This window comes from Sporosarcina sp. E16_3 (genome assembly GCF_017347125.1).
Taxonomy (GTDB): Bacteria; Bacillota; Bacilli; order Bacillales_A; family Planococcaceae; genus Sporosarcina.
Window position 1 is genome coordinate 30,285 of record NZ_JADPRX010000018.1, and the last position, 16,620, is coordinate 46,904.

The 16,620-nt window shown below is 38.9% G+C and carries 18 protein-coding genes; 9 read left to right on the top strand and 9 right to left on the bottom strand.

The window, feature by feature from the left end:
* The first annotated feature begins 45 nt into the window (after window positions 1-45).
* Together I2483_RS11775 and I2483_RS19415 are read left to right on the top strand one after the other, a co-directional pair.
* The gene (locus I2483_RS11775) at window positions 46-354 is read left to right on the top strand and encodes a hypothetical protein (RefSeq protein WP_346267724.1); all 309 of its coding nucleotides are present in this window, start codon (window positions 46-48) and stop codon (window positions 352-354) included.
* Window positions 347-475, top strand: a complete 129-nt coding sequence (locus I2483_RS19415; RefSeq protein ID WP_255550412.1) for a hypothetical protein — start codon at window positions 347-349, stop codon at window positions 473-475. Before I2483_RS11775 ends, I2483_RS19415 begins: the two co-directional genes overlap by 8 nt.
* A gap of 93 nt (window positions 476-568) precedes the next feature.
* On the opposite strand, the gene I2483_RS11780 is transcribed toward I2483_RS19415, so the two are convergent.
* From I2483_RS11780 to I2483_RS11800, 5 genes are all read right to left on the bottom strand, one after another.
* Window positions 569-1,234 (bottom strand): 3'-5' exonuclease, encoded by a 666-nt coding sequence (locus tag I2483_RS11780; protein ID WP_207277403.1) that lies wholly within the window; start codon window positions 1,232-1,234, stop codon window positions 569-571.
* A 32-nt stretch (window positions 1,235-1,266) separates the two neighbouring features.
* Window positions 1,267-3,210 (bottom strand): DUF294 nucleotidyltransferase-like domain-containing protein, encoded by a 1,944-nt coding sequence (locus I2483_RS11785; RefSeq protein ID WP_255550413.1) that lies wholly within the window; start codon window positions 3,208-3,210, stop codon window positions 1,267-1,269.
* 59 nt (window positions 3,211-3,269) lie between these two features.
* A complete protein-coding gene (locus tag I2483_RS11790) occupies window positions 3,270-4,820 on the bottom strand; it encodes a solute symporter family protein (protein ID WP_186671697.1) in 1,551 nt (516 codons plus the stop codon).
* A 15-nt stretch (window positions 4,821-4,835) separates the two neighbouring features.
* Window positions 4,836-5,168 (bottom strand): DUF485 domain-containing protein, encoded by a 333-nt coding sequence (locus I2483_RS11795; RefSeq protein ID WP_186671695.1) that lies wholly within the window; start codon window positions 5,166-5,168, stop codon window positions 4,836-4,838.
* Between the two features lie 532 nt (window positions 5,169-5,700).
* Window positions 5,701-6,210 (bottom strand): ferritin, encoded by a 510-nt coding sequence (locus I2483_RS11800; RefSeq protein WP_207277404.1) that lies wholly within the window; start codon window positions 6,208-6,210, stop codon window positions 5,701-5,703.
* 594 nt (window positions 6,211-6,804) lie between these two features.
* Between I2483_RS11800 and I2483_RS11805 the strand changes: the two genes are divergently transcribed.
* The 3 genes from I2483_RS11805 to I2483_RS11815 all read left to right on the top strand — a co-directional run bounded on the left by I2483_RS11805 (window position 6,805) and on the right by I2483_RS11815 (window position 8,826).
* Complete coding sequence (locus tag I2483_RS11805; protein ID WP_207277405.1) at window positions 6,805-7,182, top strand: PH domain-containing protein; 378 nt, start codon at window positions 6,805-6,807, stop codon at window positions 7,180-7,182.
* A 93-nt stretch (window positions 7,183-7,275) separates the two neighbouring features.
* Complete coding sequence (locus I2483_RS11810; RefSeq protein ID WP_218624946.1) at window positions 7,276-7,830, top strand: hypothetical protein; 555 nt, start codon at window positions 7,276-7,278, stop codon at window positions 7,828-7,830.
* Window positions 7,831-8,304: 474 nt separating this feature from the next.
* Window positions 8,305-8,826: a 5' nucleotidase, NT5C type gene (locus I2483_RS11815; protein WP_207277407.1), complete on the top strand. Its 522-nt coding sequence runs from the start codon at window positions 8,305-8,307 to the stop codon at window positions 8,824-8,826.
* A gap of 165 nt (window positions 8,827-8,991) precedes the next feature.
* Here I2483_RS11815 and I2483_RS11820 read toward each other — a convergent pair whose 3' ends face one another.
* From I2483_RS11820 to I2483_RS11830, 3 genes are all read right to left on the bottom strand, one after another.
* Window positions 8,992-10,968 carry a methyl-accepting chemotaxis protein gene (locus tag I2483_RS11820; RefSeq protein ID WP_207277408.1) on the bottom strand — a complete coding sequence of 659 codons (1,977 nt, stop codon included), beginning with the start codon at window positions 10,966-10,968 and terminating at the stop codon, window positions 8,992-8,994.
* A gap of 541 nt (window positions 10,969-11,509) precedes the next feature.
* Window positions 11,510-12,127 (bottom strand): YIP1 family protein, encoded by a 618-nt coding sequence (locus I2483_RS11825; RefSeq protein WP_207277409.1) that lies wholly within the window; start codon window positions 12,125-12,127, stop codon window positions 11,510-11,512.
* 204 nt (window positions 12,128-12,331) lie between these two features.
* Window positions 12,332-12,661, bottom strand: a complete 330-nt coding sequence (locus I2483_RS11830; protein ID WP_207277410.1) for a hypothetical protein — start codon at window positions 12,659-12,661, stop codon at window positions 12,332-12,334.
* 56 nt (window positions 12,662-12,717) lie between these two features.
* Here I2483_RS11830 and I2483_RS11835 point away from each other — a divergent pair, with 56 nt between their 5' ends.
* Together I2483_RS11835 and I2483_RS11840 are read left to right on the top strand one after the other, a co-directional pair.
* Complete coding sequence (locus I2483_RS11835; protein ID WP_255550414.1) at window positions 12,718-12,915, top strand: ferritin family protein; 198 nt, start codon at window positions 12,718-12,720, stop codon at window positions 12,913-12,915.
* On the top strand, window positions 12,912-13,229 hold the full coding sequence (locus I2483_RS11840; RefSeq protein WP_186671681.1) for a spore coat protein: 318 nt from the start codon (window positions 12,912-12,914) through the stop codon (window positions 13,227-13,229). The genes I2483_RS11835 and I2483_RS11840 overlap by 4 nt, the downstream gene beginning before the upstream one ends.
* Window positions 13,230-13,419: 190 nt before the next feature.
* Here I2483_RS11840 and I2483_RS11845 read toward each other — a convergent pair whose 3' ends face one another.
* Entirely contained in the window at window positions 13,420-13,686 is a 267-nt protein-coding gene (locus I2483_RS11845; protein ID WP_207277412.1) for a DUF5658 family protein, read from the bottom strand.
* Window positions 13,687-13,987: 301 nt separating this feature from the next.
* Between I2483_RS11845 and corA the strand changes: the two genes are divergently transcribed.
* Together corA and I2483_RS11855 are read left to right on the top strand one after the other, a co-directional pair.
* Window positions 13,988-14,950, top strand: coding sequence for a magnesium/cobalt transporter CorA (gene corA, locus I2483_RS11850; protein ID WP_207277413.1), 963 nt, complete (start codon window positions 13,988-13,990; stop codon window positions 14,948-14,950).
* Window positions 14,951-15,391: 441 nt separating this feature from the next.
* Window positions 15,392-16,618, top strand: a complete 1,227-nt coding sequence (locus I2483_RS11855; protein WP_207277414.1) for an acyl-CoA dehydrogenase — start codon at window positions 15,392-15,394, stop codon at window positions 16,616-16,618.
* Window positions 16,619-16,620 lie beyond the last annotated feature (2 nt).

Consider the following 16,620-nt stretch of genomic DNA (forward strand, 5'->3'; position numbering starts at 1 on the left):
GGCAGCAAAGTACGAATCACTATCCCGAAAAGGATGTGTTTAGGCGTGTACAATAATTTTAATCAAAATCCAAATTCCAAATACACGCTGGGCGATCTCTTGAAGGGGAAAGATCTTGAAATCGTAGCCGCATCACTCCTTTTGCTTGGCAAACTGAAAGTTGAATCGGCACAATTGTATAGAGATAAACCCGTTATTTCCGTTACATTGTTGGGGGAATTCAAGAACCTGAACGATAACAAAGTGAATGAAATGGCTGATTTTTTAGAGAAAAACGGGGATTTGACATTAGACGAGGTATTCGAGGGAATCAAAAGGCGAATGGATAAAGGCAGGAGGAACGGACGTGGGTGAAACAATCAGTTTTGACGCCAGTAAATTTATCAATACGGTCATATTAATTGTATTTCTTCTTCTCCTCGTTTTCGGTTCAACAAATTTAAGAGAATTGACGGAAGTCGACGACTTAGTATGATTAAGAGTATATCTTCATCATACAAGCAAAAAGCTGAAACTAGAGCAAACAGGACTCCTAATAAATCAACGGGTCCTGTTTTATTCATTATAGCTAAAATCTAGCATTCTTCAGAAGCAATTTGCCATGTTTCAACCGTAGTAAATCCGCCAACGTTAAAACTCCTTTATCTTCAAGACGCTTCAATAATTCGATGAATAAATGAGCCGTTGTCAGTGCGTCTCCAAGCGCACGGTGACGTTCAAATGTTCGTGTACCAAATATCCGGGCGTATTCTGCCAGATCTCGCTGATCCCAAGAAGGATTCAAATAATTGATTAAATCGATCGTATCAAAAGACGGTGGTTCTTCATATGAGCATTTCACACGCTGTAATTCTTTTTTTATGACCAGTGTATCGAAGCTTACATGATGTCCAATCCATCCGCCGCTCTTCGTATCTTCAATGAACTGAAAGTAGCTTTCAATTGCTTCAAGTGGAGTAGGTGCATTTTCCACATGATGTTGTTCAATCGAGGTTAACTTTGTAATATGTTCTGGAATTTCACCTAAAGGTTTTACAAAGGTCTGGAACACACGATCAGTCACTTCTAATTTATCGACATGGACAGCCCCAATTTCGATAAGCCCGTCATATGCAGCAATTGCGAACCCGGTCGTTTCGGTATCAAAGACGGTAAACGGCATATCACGCAACTTTGTATCCAGCAGAAATGATTGATCCAGTTTATAGTTTAATCGTTGTTTTCTCCAAAACATACATATACCTCCATGCCAAAACTGAAAACAGCTTATAATTTTGCTAGTAAATGTGATTGCAATGCGTGGACTGTCTTTAACATCGTTGTTAATTCATCCCGTTCCCATCTACGAATCAAAGCAAACTGAATTTCAGTTGTAAAAGATTCATCACGCAAATGTTTTTTCCAAGACAGTTGAATTCTTGTTTTCAGTGCAATTTCATACGCATGACGTATATCATCCGCAAATCCAGAAGACAGTTCACCTTTTTTCACTAGGTCGTCTATTAATTGTAAAGGTGTACCGGAAACGATGTCTTTTTGTACGCTCAGTATTTGCAGGCAATGATGCATTGGAAATAATGCGTTTTTTTTGATATCGATGACTTCGCGGGTTCCTCTTCCTTTAAATAATGCCAAGAAGGAATGACTTACTTGCGGTATGGGCTTGTTTTGTTCCTGCTGCGCCATATAATAAAGATAAGTTTGCGAGGACTTCAATTGGATTTGTACCATCCGAGCAAACCGATTATGTAACGATGCATCACCCAGTAGAAAACGAAAAGATAAAAAATTATAGCCAAGTAATAAATCATTATCAGTCGCCTTCAACGCCCAACTGCGCAGACGATGCTGCCAATCAGTAACGGAACCGCGCCATTGTGCCTCGCTAGACATCATTTTTCCGTCACATCTGGAATAACCAGCTTTCTCCATATGCTCAACAATTACTTCCCCGAGCAATGAGAAATAGGTCTCTACTTCTTTCTTATCACCTTCATAGGGGTCAGTGTAGACAAGGAAATGGTCCTGATCCGTCAACATGAATTGTTCGCCCCTGGCACCACTGCCCATCTGATACCACGCGAATGGAACTGGCGGCTTACCTTTGCCTTGCCCCTCCAATGACTGTACAGCAAGCTTCACACAGTGCCGTGCGAGTCGATCGTATAACTTTGTAATAATCTGCAACGTATGAATGGTAGAGATTTCATCATTAATTAAACTTGATAATACATCATAAATCGCATTTTTAACGATAGGTAGATTGTCAAAAGAAGACTCTTCGATTGTCTTTAATATGCCCATTGATCCACGGTCCCGTTTAGAAATCAGATTTGACAGTGTAACGACACCAACCAGACGATTACCTTGGACGACTGGTAAGTGCTTTACCCCATTCTTATAAAACGCCGAAAGTACTTCGTAATAATAATCATGACGTGAAATAGTATGAGGCTTTTTTGTCATAACATCTACCGCTTTTAGTTCGCCGTTTGACCCTTGGGCAACGACTCTTTGTACAAGGTCTTTTTCTGTAATAATACCCGTTAATTGCTCTTGTTGATTGACTACCATTAGAGAACTGATTGAGTTATCAACCATTATTCGTGCTATTTTCTGAACCGCCGCGTCCTCTGAGACTGTAATAGCAGGGGAGTTCATAAAGTCTTCTACACGACGTACATAAGGCTCGCTTTCCCCCCATTCGTCTGACAACTTAATCTGCTCACCAAGGGAAGCGTAGACATTAGCTAGTCGAATAGACATACTTTTCAATATGGCGTCGCGGACATCCGTATCATCTAATCTTTTTTGTACGACAGAGAAAGGAATTTGCAAGCAATAGGAATCTTCCACTATTACCAATTCGAGATGGTGTCTATCAAGTGGCCGATTTGACTCACCTAAATAATAAGCAATGTTTGAAAGCCCGATTACCTCACATTCCTGAACTTCTTCAAGAGCAAAGGATTTTCCATCATTGCCTTCTATGAATATTTCTGCTGTCCCTTTTAAAATGAGTAACAATCCTTCATCAGGCGTCCTAAAGTAGTCCACTTTTTTAGCCTTTCGGTAATAGGTAAGTTTGCATTCAGCCATTAGTTCAGCAAATTCCGCACCAGATAATCCTCTAAAAATAGGCTGGTCATGAACTTTCTTATAAATTTCTTGTTGTTCGCTGTTCATTATGGATTCCACCACCTTCATCATTTTAAAGAAAAATCCCCCTCATCTACAAAAAACTAGGGAGGGGGATTTTTTAGAATGAATTATCGCTCAAGTTCTCTATAACCTGTTTCTGCTTTAAATTTCACTTCAGCATAAGAAATTTCTTCAGCTTCGAACTTCTTAGATGAAACGAGTGTACCAATAATTGCTGCTAAGAATCCTGCAGGAACTGAAATTATGGCAGGGTTTGAATATGGGAAAAGTGGTTGCCCAACGAAGAATGCCGCTCCTTCTACGGGATTAATAACGCTAGGACTTAATGCAACAAGAACGAGCGCGACAATCAAACCAGTTAGCATTGAGGCAACTGCACCTGTTGTATTAAATTTTTTCCAATAGATTGTAAAAAGAATTGTTGGAACATTCGCTGATGCCGCGATACAGAATGCGAGTGAAACAAGAAACGCGACATTCAATTTTTCCGCGCCGAGCGCTAAAATAATGGAGAAAACAGCCACGGCAATTGCAGCAAATCTTGCAGCTCTTACTTGCTGTTTCTCAGTTACTTTCCCTTTTTTGATAATTTCGGCGTAAATATCATGTGCAATTGCTGATGCACCTGATAATACCAATCCAGCGACAACTGCTAAAATCGTAGCGAACGCAACTGCTGCAACAAATGACTCTAATGCTGAACCACCTAACACACCTGCCAGCATTGGCGCAGCCATATTCCCAGCAGCATTTTCAGCTACGATTGCATCCACGCCAACAAACTTAGCTGCACCGAATCCGAGGAAAATGGTTAGAACGTAGAAGATACCTATTATCCAAACTGCATAAATAACAGAAGAACGAGCTGTTTTTGCATCTTTTACCGTAAAGAAACGCATTAAAATGTGCGGTAAGCCAGCGGTACCTAAAATGAGTGCAATTAGAACAGATATCAAACCAATCGGATCTTTATAGATTATTCCCGAATGTAAGAAGGCATCGCCGTGTGGCGTTGCAGTTCTCATGGCATCAAACATGCCAATAAAGTTGAAATTAAACTTTAACAGAACGAGGAACGAAATAACAATGGTACCTACCATAAGTAAAATTGCTTTCACAATTTGAACCCAACTTGTTGCAGTCATACCACCGAATAATACGTAGATTGTCATCATGACACCAACGATTAGTACTGCAATCCAGTAGTCAATTCCGAGAAGTAATTTAATAAGTGCACCTGCACCTACAAGCTGAGCAAGCATATAAAATAATACAATCGTAATTGTATTTAACGCTGCAGCGCCTCGAACTTTTTTTGCTCCAAAGCGTGCTCCAATCATATCAGCCATCGTAAATTTCCCTAGATTACGAAGTGGCTCGGCGATTAAAAATAAAACCACAAGATAAGCTGTTAACCAGCCGATACTATAGTAAAATCCATCAAATCCATTTAAAGAAATTGCACCGGCAATTCCAAGGAATGATGCAGCAGACAAGTAGTCTCCAGCGATCGCCATTCCGTTTTGCCATCCGGTTAATGATCCCCCAGCCGTGTAAAAATCACTTGCAGTTGTTGTCTGCTTAGCAGCCCAGTAGGTAATTCCGAGTGTAAGTCCAATGACTGCAACGAAAATTGCTATTGATATAATATCCGCCATGTATAAATACCCCCTTTAATTTACAACATTTTTCTTTAGAATTTCTTCAACATCTATATCAAAGCTTTTCGCTTTATTCATATAGATAGAAGTAAATACCCACACCATGACGAACATGCTTAATGAGTACACCCATGTCCAAGTCATCCAACCGATAGCGCGATTCTCAAGTATGGTTGTATATCCTGTGAGAATGGGTAGTGTAAAATAGGCAATAAAAAAGAAAATAATGTAAGGAGTAGAAAAGATTCTTTTTCGTTTGACTAATTTTTTGAATTCAGGTGTATTGATAATTTTTTCATAATCCAATCCCGAATTAACTTGATTTTTCTTCGAACTTTTACCCACGATTTCATCCCCTTTTTTTATAAAGTATCGAAAACAAGTAGCCTATTGGGACAATTAACCTCCTTTCATATGAAAGCGTTATCAAATATTTGTCAAAAATGTTTTGAAACTATTAAAAATGTGAATAGAATAACAGGAAGCTAAGTTCACATTACCAAATTTACTGTTAACGTACAAGGTGTTTTTTCTGAATAGTTAAAACTTTATTTTGTCACGGTGGGGAATTAGAAGGAACTTATTAGATTGCGGGGAATTAGCGGCTCGTATAGTTCATGGAAACAATTTAAAGATATATGTTTGAAATAAAGAATCCCATTGAATTTGCTCCTGCTACCACTAGTAAGGCGGCCTATTTAAGAATCCAATAGTGCAGTATATATTGGGTGAAGTCATACGACTATTAGTAACCTATCAACATGTTAGTAGAGGAAAGTGCGATGCATAAGAAATGTAGGCTAATCATCCAATAAATCACAAAAATCCCCTCATCTTCATCAAGGAAGTGAGGGGTGTTTTAAATTATGGGACGAATTCATTCTCCAGATTCTGCAGAGAAGTTGCGTTGGCCAAGTTCTTTTTCATAAATATACAATGCATTTTTATCTTCCCCGATGCGTTTCAGGTATTCGATATGTGTATCGAAAGATGCTTCCTCTTCAACTTGCTCGTCCAAGAACCATCTCAAAAATGAAATCGTAGCATGTTCTTTTTCTTCCCAAGCGAGGTCCGTTAATTCATAAAAGTTCTTGGTAACGCCTTTTTCTTGTTGTAAACCAGATTCAAATGTATCTAATATTGAAGAAAATTCAATTTTTGGTTCTGACGTTGCGGAGAATTTAGCTTGTATCCCGCGGTCATTCATATAGTTGTAAATCTTCATGCCGTGAAAACGTTCTTCTTCAGCTTGTTGAAGATAATAATTGGCAAAGCCAGCGTAATTATTGTGCTCGCAATAAGCAGCCATTGCCATATAAGCTTGTGCGGCGTCGAACTCATTGTTCATTTGCTGATTTAGAGCGTCTGCTAGTCGTAGACTGATCATCATATTGCCTCCTTTTATTGTTAGGACAATCCTTTCTTTATCATAGCCTAATCTAGATTTACAATCACGTATTTTGATTGAAAGTGCGGAATTATGTCGTCTTCGGAATTTGTGTGACAGGAGACGGCAACAATTTTCGATTATTTCTGTGGTCAAAGAATAATAGAGGTTAAATACGAATGTCAGGCTCCTGACAAAATTGAAACCATTCTTTATTCAGAGCAGTTACGGTTGTTCACTACTACTTATGGTAGTATCAGCAAGCGATAGGTAGGCCCCATTGAATGTGGCAGAAGAACGTTGTTCAAGTCATAAAAATGATTGCCCAAGGAACAATTGAAGATCTTCAGACATTGCTTTTATATGCAAAGAAAATAGCCTCATCCAATTACGGAAGGCGGCTTTAATGTTTGCCTCATAATTTTTCGTAAACCCGGTACTGTTCCTTATCAGACAAACTACCTGCCATATATGGTAAAATGATAGGACTATGGGGTAATTCATTAATTTGCCGAAGGGGGCCATATATGAGTTACCAAACCGAGCAGTATTTATTTTAGGGGCTTTAAAAAACTATAAATTGGGGGAATTATAATGAGTATTTTTGATGGAATGATGGGAAATGCGTCTGAAATTGAAGTGAGCAAAGTAGAGAAAGAACTGAAAGATTTACTTACACCTACTGAAAAAGTGGAACATGCATATAAACTGATTAGAGATTTGTTAATATTTACGAACAAGCGATTAATACTTGTTGATAAACAGGGCGTAACGGGAAAGAAAGTTGAGTATCAATCCATTCCATACAAAAGTGTTGTGCATTTTTCAATCGAAACCGCAGGAACATTTGATCTTGATGCTGAACTGAAAGTCTGGCTATCTGGAAGTTCGACACCAATTCAAAAGAAATTCAATAAATCCCTGAATATTTATAAAGTACAAAGTGTACTTGCAGAATACGTTCTGAAATAAACTAGGTCAATTTCAGGTGCTTGATTACGATACAATTCTAGGTTGTCTTAGAAAAAGCCACCTATATCAGTAATTAACTTTATATTGTGGGAGATGAAAAAAGTGGACAGCGTAACCCAATCCTACTTCGAAAATTTGGAAGCAAAGGACAAAAATCTTCAATTTGAAGCATTTAATGCGATTAATGCAGCTATAAAAGAGGAAGTTGACTGGGCTTATGAAGTTTGGGACCAACTAAAGGAATGGCTAACAGATAAAGATAATCACCGAAGATCCAGGGGGGCTCAGTTCCTAGTAGGTCTAGCGAAAAGTGATCCTGAAAAACGCATAGTAGGCGATTTTTCAGCGGTATGGGAAGTGACCAAGGATCCGAAATTTGTTACTGCCCGACATAGCCTGCAATCGATATGGCAGGTCGGATTAGCTGGAAAAGAACAAAAAGAGATTGTGCTTAATCATATAGAAGATCGTTTTCGAAACGGTGCGCATGAAAAAAATTACACCTTGATTCGATTTGATATGATTCAAGGCTTGAAAAAACTATATGATGAATTAAAAGAGGAAGAGATTAAACAACTTGCGTTGGATTTAATTGGGGTGGAAGAAGATATCAAATACCGTAAGAAGTATATGACTGTCTGGAAATGAAAAGTTGAGGGTGAAAATTTATAGCACATTGTCCTGATTCAATTTCGAATTGTCTTAGTATCAGGTATCTATTTTCAACTATCAGGCCAATCCTCGTTGAGGGAACTACCTATTACAAAGCCGTTTGACGCACCAACGTCAAGCGGTCTTTTTTAGATAACCTATTATTAACGCAAGTTTACCAAATCAAAAGGCGGCTAGCAAGATACGTGGGTTCCTTCATGTCCAGTGCTATATAATTGAATTCGGTGCCAGCTTCTGCCACAATTTGAAGGGCAAAAATGGTGTCCCGGGTATGTAAATAGCATCTAGCTAACTCCCAATACATTGACGAAAAACCAAATACTAACCAAAACTGTTATAATATTCATCATTGAATGGTGTAATATGAAGAAACAGTGAATAGGACTGAATTCCGAAACATGCCACTAAAATGTTCGGTAGTTCACGACGAATAACAAAGGAGAAATTTCTGTGATAAGAATCGCAATCGATATGGATGAAGTCATATCGCATTTTAGTACTAAATGTCTGGAGTTATTCAATGAAGAATTCCAAGAGAATTACACCCCTCAACATTTGCAGGGGAAAAAACTTGCGGATTTAGATGATAGGTTTGAAATGAAGGTGGATCAATATTTAGACAACGAATCATTTTTCTTGGAATTAGAAGTGATAAAGGACAGCCAAGAAGTCATAAAAGAATTAAGTGCCCAGTATGAAATTTATATTGTAACCGCTGCAATGGAGTTTCCAGCTTCTTTAGCGCCAAAATATCAATGGCTAAAAAAACATTTCAGCTTTTTGAATGAAAAGAATTTCGTGTTCTGTGGTGATAAAAGTATTATTCATGCAGATTATCTAATAGATGACACGCCAAGCAATCTGGAAGCGTTTCAAGGGAGACCAATGCTTTTTACCGCACCACATAATACAAATGCAACCGGCTATACACGTTTAAACAATTGGAAAGAAGTCGCGGACTATTTTCTTTAGTGGATTCTTTAGACGAAGGTAATATTAAGACATCCCAAAGTGCACAGAAATCAAGTGCAATTCGGGATGTCTTTTTGTTTTATAGAATTCTAGAATAAAAGCTCAACTTTCTCTATTCATACAAGAGAAAGTTAAGCTTCTAATCATGATGAAATCTAAGATCAATTAATACTTAAACTTAGAAATCAATTCTTTTAATTCTTCTGCCATGAAGGATAGTGACTCAGCCGATGAAGAAATTTCTTCCATCGAAGCTAGTTGCTCTTCTGAAGACGCTGCTACTTCTTGGGAAGCTGCCGCGTTACCTTGCGCACTGTTCGCAATTTCATTTGTTGTGACAGTGACTCCTTGAACAGATGCAGATACTCGTTGGGCGGTGGCCGAAATTTCTTCCATTTGAGGCGTGATTTCTTGCATACTGTGAATGATTTGATTGAATTTCTCAATGGCTTCATTCGATACATCTACGCCTTGTTGTACATTTTCCGTAATACGTTCCATGATTTCAACAGAGTTCTTTGTATCCACTTGAATGCCTTCCACGATTTCACGAATTTCAGTTGCAGAGTTCTGAGATTGTTCCGCAAGCTTCCGTACTTCATCAGCTACGACAGCAAATCCCTTGCCATGCTCACCAGCCCTCGCTGCTTCGATTGCAGCATTCAAAGCAAGTAGATTTGTTTGGCCGGCAATACCCGTAATGACATCCAAAATCGAGCGTACTTCTTTAGATCGTTCATGCAAAGACTTGGTAATTGTATTTGATTCAATAACAGATTTTTGAATAGAGGTCATTTGGTTCACTGTATCCGTTACTGCTTGACCGCCTATTTCAGCCTCAGTCGTCGCGCGATAAGAAAGTTCAGAAGCCATCGTAGAGCTTTCTGCAATTTGCGTAACATCTATAGAAATAGTAGCTAACGATTGTGCGGCCGAATCTACCCCATCTGTTTGCATCTCGGCACTATAGGCAACTTCTTGTATTGAAGTTGCGACTTGTTCTGTGGCGTCGCTAGTTTGTTCAGCACTTGCCGATAATTCTTCAGCGGAGGAGGCTACTAATTCAGCACTTTTCTCAACATTTTTAATTAATGTTCTGAGACTTTCCTGCATGTCGTTAAATGCTTGTCCTAAATGTCCGATTTCATCGTTAGATTGCACAACGATATATTGTGTTAAGTCCCCTTGGCTTATTGTAATTGCTTTTTCTTTTAGGTCTTTGATTGGATTAATGATGGAGTTAATAATAAAGTAAACGGCTACCGCCCCAATAATAATCGCGAGCAAGATAATCAAGGCAGTTCTTTGTAGAATGGGTAAGGCTGCAGCATTAATCTCTGAGGTAGCTACAGATCCCGCAAGCTTCCAACCGGTTAATTCATTGGTTACAAAAGCCGTTAATCTTTCTTCACCATCAAACTTAGCGTCAAACTGTCCGGTTTCTTGTGCAAAAAGTCTATCGGCTAAGTCAATATTTACTTCATTTCCTGCTGCTTCGGTAGGGTGTGCGATATACCTTTTACTTTTGTCTACTAGAACGGCATATCCCGATTTACCTATTTTCACTTGATTGGTTATTTTTTGTAAATGGTTTAGGTTGATATCAACTGCTGCAACGCCAGAACCATCTTTTGTTGCCTGAGAAAGGGTAACAACCATTTCATTTGTACTAGCTGATATATAAGGTTCTGAAATAATGACTTCACCTTTATTGTCCATCGCCTCTATATACCAAGGTCTTTTTCTAGGATCGTAATCCGCAGGAATCCCTACATCAGGTTCTTGTATAAACAAACCTTTGTCTGTACCTATATAAATGATTTCGGCTTCCGGATGCAGCTCTCCGTACTGAGTGAATTTCTCACGTAGTTCTGGACTGCTATCTCCCTGATATAGCCTTGAAGTTATATTTGTAGAAAAAGTATTTATATCATGTGTTTTTAATTGCATAGTATTGTCAATCGTTGTGTTTAATAAGTTGATATTTTCAGTAAAACCTGCCGATATCTCAGATTCAACTGCATCTTTGGCCGTCATATAAGCGAGTGCTCCAATAATTATTGCAGGAATAATTAACACGATTGCAAAAGACGTAATTAATTTCGTTTTAATGTTTCGCAGGCCCATTAAGATTTTTTTCATCCAGCTAACCTCTTTCTTTATTCATGTGTTTTAAGTCTTAGAAAATCGGGAAAATAGTGCATGGTTACTTAGTCAGCTACGTGAAAATATGTAGAACTAAGGAATCAGATTTACCCATTAACTATTAGCTTACTACTAAACTAAAGAATTGAACATGTCATAATATTCTATATGGAAGGAGTGATTATTGAAGAAAAGTAAAAAAGGAAGGTAGAGGAATTAAAGTGAACCAAAACAAGGGGAAAGTTTATGGCTGAATTTAAGTTGAAAAACCAATAATACCTAAGCTTCATTCGATTAAAAGGCGATTTCTGAAGTAGATGTTTATGCAATTCATCTTGAAGAATATAGGCTTATTTATTCGTTTAGAAAAATAATGAAAATTTCATCGTAAACGGATTTACTAGAATAATAGCGTTATGTGATGAAAAACATAGAACTTTGTCGTTTAATCTGAAGTTTTTAAATGCTAGACAACCTTCGAAGTAAATACGTAAAAAGCCATTCGTAACAGAATGGCTTTATCATTCTTAAATGATAACTAAATACTAGCAAGAAGAATTGAAAATATGGACCCAAGGATAATGATTGAAATAACGACTATAAAGCACATAAATAACATCATTGTGCCAAAACCGCGCCATGCAGAGAAGTTGTGAACAATTCCAATTGCTTTACTTTCGACGGTAAGGCAGAAGATAGAAATCGCCAGCATAATCCAGGTTTGAAAGAAGTAGAAGCCCACGGACATATTGGTACCTAGCGAGCCAGTTGGTGTAGCGAAAAGCTGCTGTCCGTAGAGGGAAATTGCGATGAATCCTATAGGCGCTGTCCAAATCATAGGGATTGTACTGGCCCCAGTCGCGAGGCCCATTTTTCGCATTGTTCCTGTCCCGCCTAATAATTTACCAATCCATGTATACGCAACTATAATTATGCCCCAGCCAGCCAGCCCTGAAAATAAGCTAGAAAAAAGAACGACAACGAGTGTTGTAAATAATGACAAACCGTTAAATAAGCCTAAGTCTGCAAATGCCATAATGCTATTAATAAGCGCGGAAATGGAAATTAGCATAAATGGGTACATCATCGATTTATGATTAATAATATATCGAATTGTGTTGCTCGGCTGTGTCCAAATCGAAAATAGCGGATTCATTCTTAAATTGCTCCTTTTCGTCATAATACGAACCATGTGGAATTGTATTATTCGATTTTTTTATACATTTGTTAGGATCAATAACGGTCAGAATCCAATGGTAATTCCTCTACTTATACTATATGAGACGTAAACCGAAGCGTGTTCCTGTTTAGCAACAATCTATTTAAATGGTACCAGGACATGATTCGATTCTGAATTGATTCATTCATAGCCTGGTATTTTCACTTCAGACGGTATAATTTCTGAATCAAGATTCATACTAAAGGTAAATTGTTTGAAGGGAGCTAAGAAGTGTGGAGTCTGCGCAATCACAACAACAGCTTCAACAACTAAAGAAACTGCAAATACAACTTCAACAACTCGAACTGCAGATACAGATTCAACAGCAAGAACAAGAAGAACAACAGCAACAACAATCGCAGCAGATGCAACAGGCAGAACAACCGCCGCCGCAGCAACAGACAGAACAACCGCCGCAGCAGCAACAACCGGAACAACAACAACAACAACCGCCCCAATCACAAGAATCAAAGCAACCCGAACCACAGGAACAACAGAAGATACTTTATTTTGAGCCCCCGAGGATGGTGTCTATATCAGACATTGGCTATTTGCAAAATATGCTGAATTCGAATTTGCTAGCTGTGAAACAGTATCGACAAGCCACTCAAAACTGCCAACTGCCCGATTTGAAGCGTCAATTCGATGAAGCAGGGAAAATGCACTTGACGCACTATGATAATTTGCTAACTATCCTGAATGAAAACGGGGGTAATGTGCAATGACTTCTTCTAAAAAAATTCAAAATCCTAAAACTCAGCTTTCTAAAAAGTCCGCGGTTAATGATTCTGATCTGTTAAGTACAGCATTAGCCACAGAAAAAAATATGTGCAACTCCTACGCAATTGCAATGCCTGAAGCGAGTAATGCAAAGTACTACTCGTTACTATTTGATATGATGAAAGAAACATCGCAGCAACATCGGAAATTGTATGATCTGCAATTTCAACATGGCTGGTGCTCGATTACACCTGCTGAACCTAGTGAAGTTACAGCTCTTCATCAGGAGTACACCGAGTACAAACAACAACTAAAATAACAAAAGAACTAAAGCGCAAGCGCCTGTTCAGCCCCGACAAGACAGAAGCGGCTCAAGGGGCTAGGCGTTGGAGTCTAGACGTAAAATCTTTACGTTCAACTTATCCACAGTACAAAATTTTATAATTTCGTAGACGACAAATAGACACCACTTAGTCAATTGAGTGGTGTCTATTTTTGGGCACTTAATCCTAAAAGACGAATGAAAGCCAATAAATATGCTGAACTAGAACGACACTGTACAGCAGAAGTGCTGATCCAATCAATAGTTTTAAATACCTTTTCGGTTCAATCTTTGTCAGTAAATAGAGTAAAGCACAGGGCAAACTAATTTTAATGGCGTAAAATCCTAGAATGCTTGTGTCGTAGATGAACGCCATTAATGGATTTGCTTCAGTGATATACTGTTTTTGAATGCCAAAATCGGTGAAGAATGAATCGGAAACGGCCAATAGCAAAAGAAGAATCCCAGCGATAATTAGTGTTTTACGAGCGGGAAATATAACTCTAAGTTCTTGAATAGTAACGCCTCCCATGTTGACAATAGTTAAAGTTCTACATAGAGTTTGGGATAAACCGTGGGAATTCATACTAGGATAATAAGAGTGCGAACAATGCGGTTAATGATTTTCTTTTGTATACTATATAAATTGAGCGAGGGTATCCCTTAGCGTCGTAGCGAATTCAATGGAATTCTTTATGCCATTATATTTACTACTTTTTTAATAGGGTTTGTTGAGTTAGAAAGAAGGTGTTTGTTTGATCCGAACGATGGGGCTTACAGAAGAGAATAAATTATTGTTTGATTTTCCGCTAGAAGACATACATACTCGTCAATTCAAATGGTACTGGGTGGATTTTGAAAATCCAGAAGAAGAAGAGGCTTCTTTGTTGCATTCATTTTTTGAATTTCATCCACTTACTATTGAAGATTGTTTGAACCGTCTTCAACGACCGAAATTGGATTATTATGATGACTATGCGTTCTTTGTATTGCATGCCATAAATCATGAAACGATAAAAGCTGAAGAGATAAATCTGTATCTCGGAAAAAACTATGTCATCACTTTTCATTACACGGCGGTTCAGGGGCTAGAAAATGCGAGGGAAAAGATTATTCAGAATCCAGGGAGATGGAAGAAGGGGCATGTTTTCGTTGCGCATCAGATCATCGATAAAGTCGTCGATGATTATTTCCCGGTTCTTTATAAAATCGAAGATCATCTGGATGATATTGAAGACATGCTTTCTCCGTCAACGGTTCATTTATCCATGGACTCTGTATTTGACGTCCGTAGCAATTTATTGCGATTAAGGCGAACAATCTTGCCGATGCATGAACTTCTACATAGGGTAATAAACTCAGAACGGATCAAGTTATCCGCGAATGAACAAGCTTATTTTAGTGATATCTATGATAATTTGCTGCGACTTGGAGATATTCTTGAATCGAATCGGGAGCTAACAACCGATATTAGGGACAGCCAATTATCGATTAACTCGAATCAGATGAACCGTATTATGATGATACTGACGATTGTATCGTCCGTTTTCATTCCCCTGACATTTATAGCGGGTGTGTACGGGATGAATTTTGAGTTCATGCCGGAACTTACTTGGCGATATGGATACATCATCGTATTAATTGTTATGCTTGTAATAGGGACATCTATGTTGGCGTTGTTTAAATATAAAGGTTGGTTGGGTATGTTTAAATCTTGAATGGTAGCCGTTTGAATGGATAGATTTATCGAAAGGCGTCAGCGTCTACATAGCTGGCGCCTTTTTAAAGTTGTTCTTCCTAGCTTTATAAAACTATATATGTTGAACAAATAAATTCTACATAGACTAAGCGAAGGCGCCTTAAAAGGGGTAGCCAACCGAACAACGAAGAGTTCGGTTTGTATAATTTCTGCGTTCTTCGCAGAAATTATACAGTTAATGCCAAGAGTTTATCCCATATAGGTTAAAGGATATCTCATCTGGCTTAGGGCGGGAGGCATCCCCGAGCGCCGTAGCGAATTCAACGGAATCCTAAATTTCACCATATATACTTGATTATTGAACTTGTAAGTATTAATATATTGACTAGTTACTATATTCTGAACATACCGACCGGTTGGTACACATATTATTCATAGAATGAAAGGATGGAGAAAAATCATGAATTTTTCATACTCGGAAAAGACGATTGAATTACAAAAGAAGTTGACAGCGTTTATGGACGAATTTGTTTATCCGAATGAAAAGATTTTTGACGAACAGTTAAATGCGCAAGAAAATCGCTGGGCACAAAATCCGCCAATTATGGAAGAGTTGAAAGCGAAGGCACGCGAGAAAGGCCTATGGAACTTGTTTCTCCCTGACAGTGAACTGGGTGCAGGGCTTACCAATATAGAATATGCACCACTATGCGAAATTATGGGCCGTTCCTTAATTGGTCCAGAAGTATTTAACTGCAATGCACCTGACACAGGAAACATGGAAGTACTTGTGCGATATGGAACGCAAGCGCAGAAAAAACAATGGCTCGAACCGCTTTTGGATGGCGAAATCCGTTCGTGTTTTGCGATGACTGAGCCGGATGTCGCTTCAAGCGATGCAACTAATATTGAGTCAAGCATTATCAGTGACGGGGATGCGTATATAGTAAATGGGCGTAAATGGTGGACGTCCGGCGCAGGCGATCCGCGTTGTAAGATTGCGATTTTCATGGGCAAGAATGATCCAACTGCTGCGCAATACGAGCAACAGTCGATGATTTTAGTGCCACTTGATACACCCGGAGTCAAGATTGAGAGAATGCTTTCCGTATTTGGCTATGATCATGCGCCACACGGACATGCGGAAATCACATTTGACAATGTTCGTGTACCGGCGGAAAACATGTTGTGGGGCGAAGGAAAAGGATTCGCAATCGCACAAGGGCGCCTAGGACCTGGACGAATTCATCACTGCATGCGGTTAATTGGCGCTGCTGAACGTGCGCTTGAAGAAATGTGTATTCGTGTCCAACAACGTACTGCATTCGGGAAATCAATTGCCGAGCAAGGCGTCGTTCGGGAATGGATTGCAGAATCGCGCATTGATATCGAACAGGCACGCCTTTTGACGTTAAAAGCAGCTTATATGATGGACACGGTAGGCAATAAAGAAGCGAGAGCAGAAATCGCGATGATTAAAGTGACAGCGCCGAATATGGCACTGCGTGTAATTGACCGCGCTATTCAGGCATTCGGTGGAGCGGGTGTAAGCGGAGACTATACATTGGCGGCACAGTGGGCGAATTCAAGAACGCTGCGTCTCGCTGATGGACCAGATGAAGTACATCGCAATCAAATCGCACGTCTGGAACTAAAAAAATATGCCGCTCACGGAAAGGGGAACTAATA

Excerpts from the sequence above, each read along its gene's own strand:
- I2483_RS11800 (WP_207277404.1), bottom strand. The coding sequence starts at position 6,210 with ATGATCAGTCTACGACTAGCAGACGCTCTAAATCAGCAAATGAACAAT.
- I2483_RS11840 (WP_186671681.1), top strand. The coding sequence starts at position 12,912 with ATGACTTCTTCTAAAAAAATTCAAAATCCTAAAACTCAGCTTTCTAAA.
- I2483_RS11810 (WP_218624946.1), top strand. The coding sequence starts at position 7,276 with ATGAAAAAAGTGGACAGCGTAACCCAATCCTACTTCGAAAATTTGGAA.
- I2483_RS11790 (WP_186671697.1), bottom strand. The coding sequence starts at position 4,820 with ATGGCGGATATTATATCAATAGCAATTTTCGTTGCAGTCATTGGACTT.
- I2483_RS11780 (WP_207277403.1), bottom strand. The coding sequence starts at position 1,234 with ATGTTTTGGAGAAAACAACGATTAAACTATAAACTGGATCAATCATTT.
- I2483_RS11785 (WP_255550413.1), bottom strand. The coding sequence starts at position 3,210 with ATGATGAAGGTGGTGGAATCCATAATGAACAGCGAACAACAAGAAATT.
- I2483_RS11825 (WP_207277409.1), bottom strand. The coding sequence starts at position 12,127 with ATGAATCCGCTATTTTCGATTTGGACACAGCCGAGCAACACAATTCGA.
- I2483_RS11805 (WP_207277405.1), top strand. The coding sequence starts at position 6,805 with ATGAGTATTTTTGATGGAATGATGGGAAATGCGTCTGAAATTGAAGTG.
- I2483_RS11855 (WP_207277414.1), top strand. The coding sequence starts at position 15,392 with ATGAATTTTTCATACTCGGAAAAGACGATTGAATTACAAAAGAAGTTG.
- I2483_RS11820 (WP_207277408.1), bottom strand. The coding sequence starts at position 10,968 with ATGAAAAAAATCTTAATGGGCCTGCGAAACATTAAAACGAAATTAATT.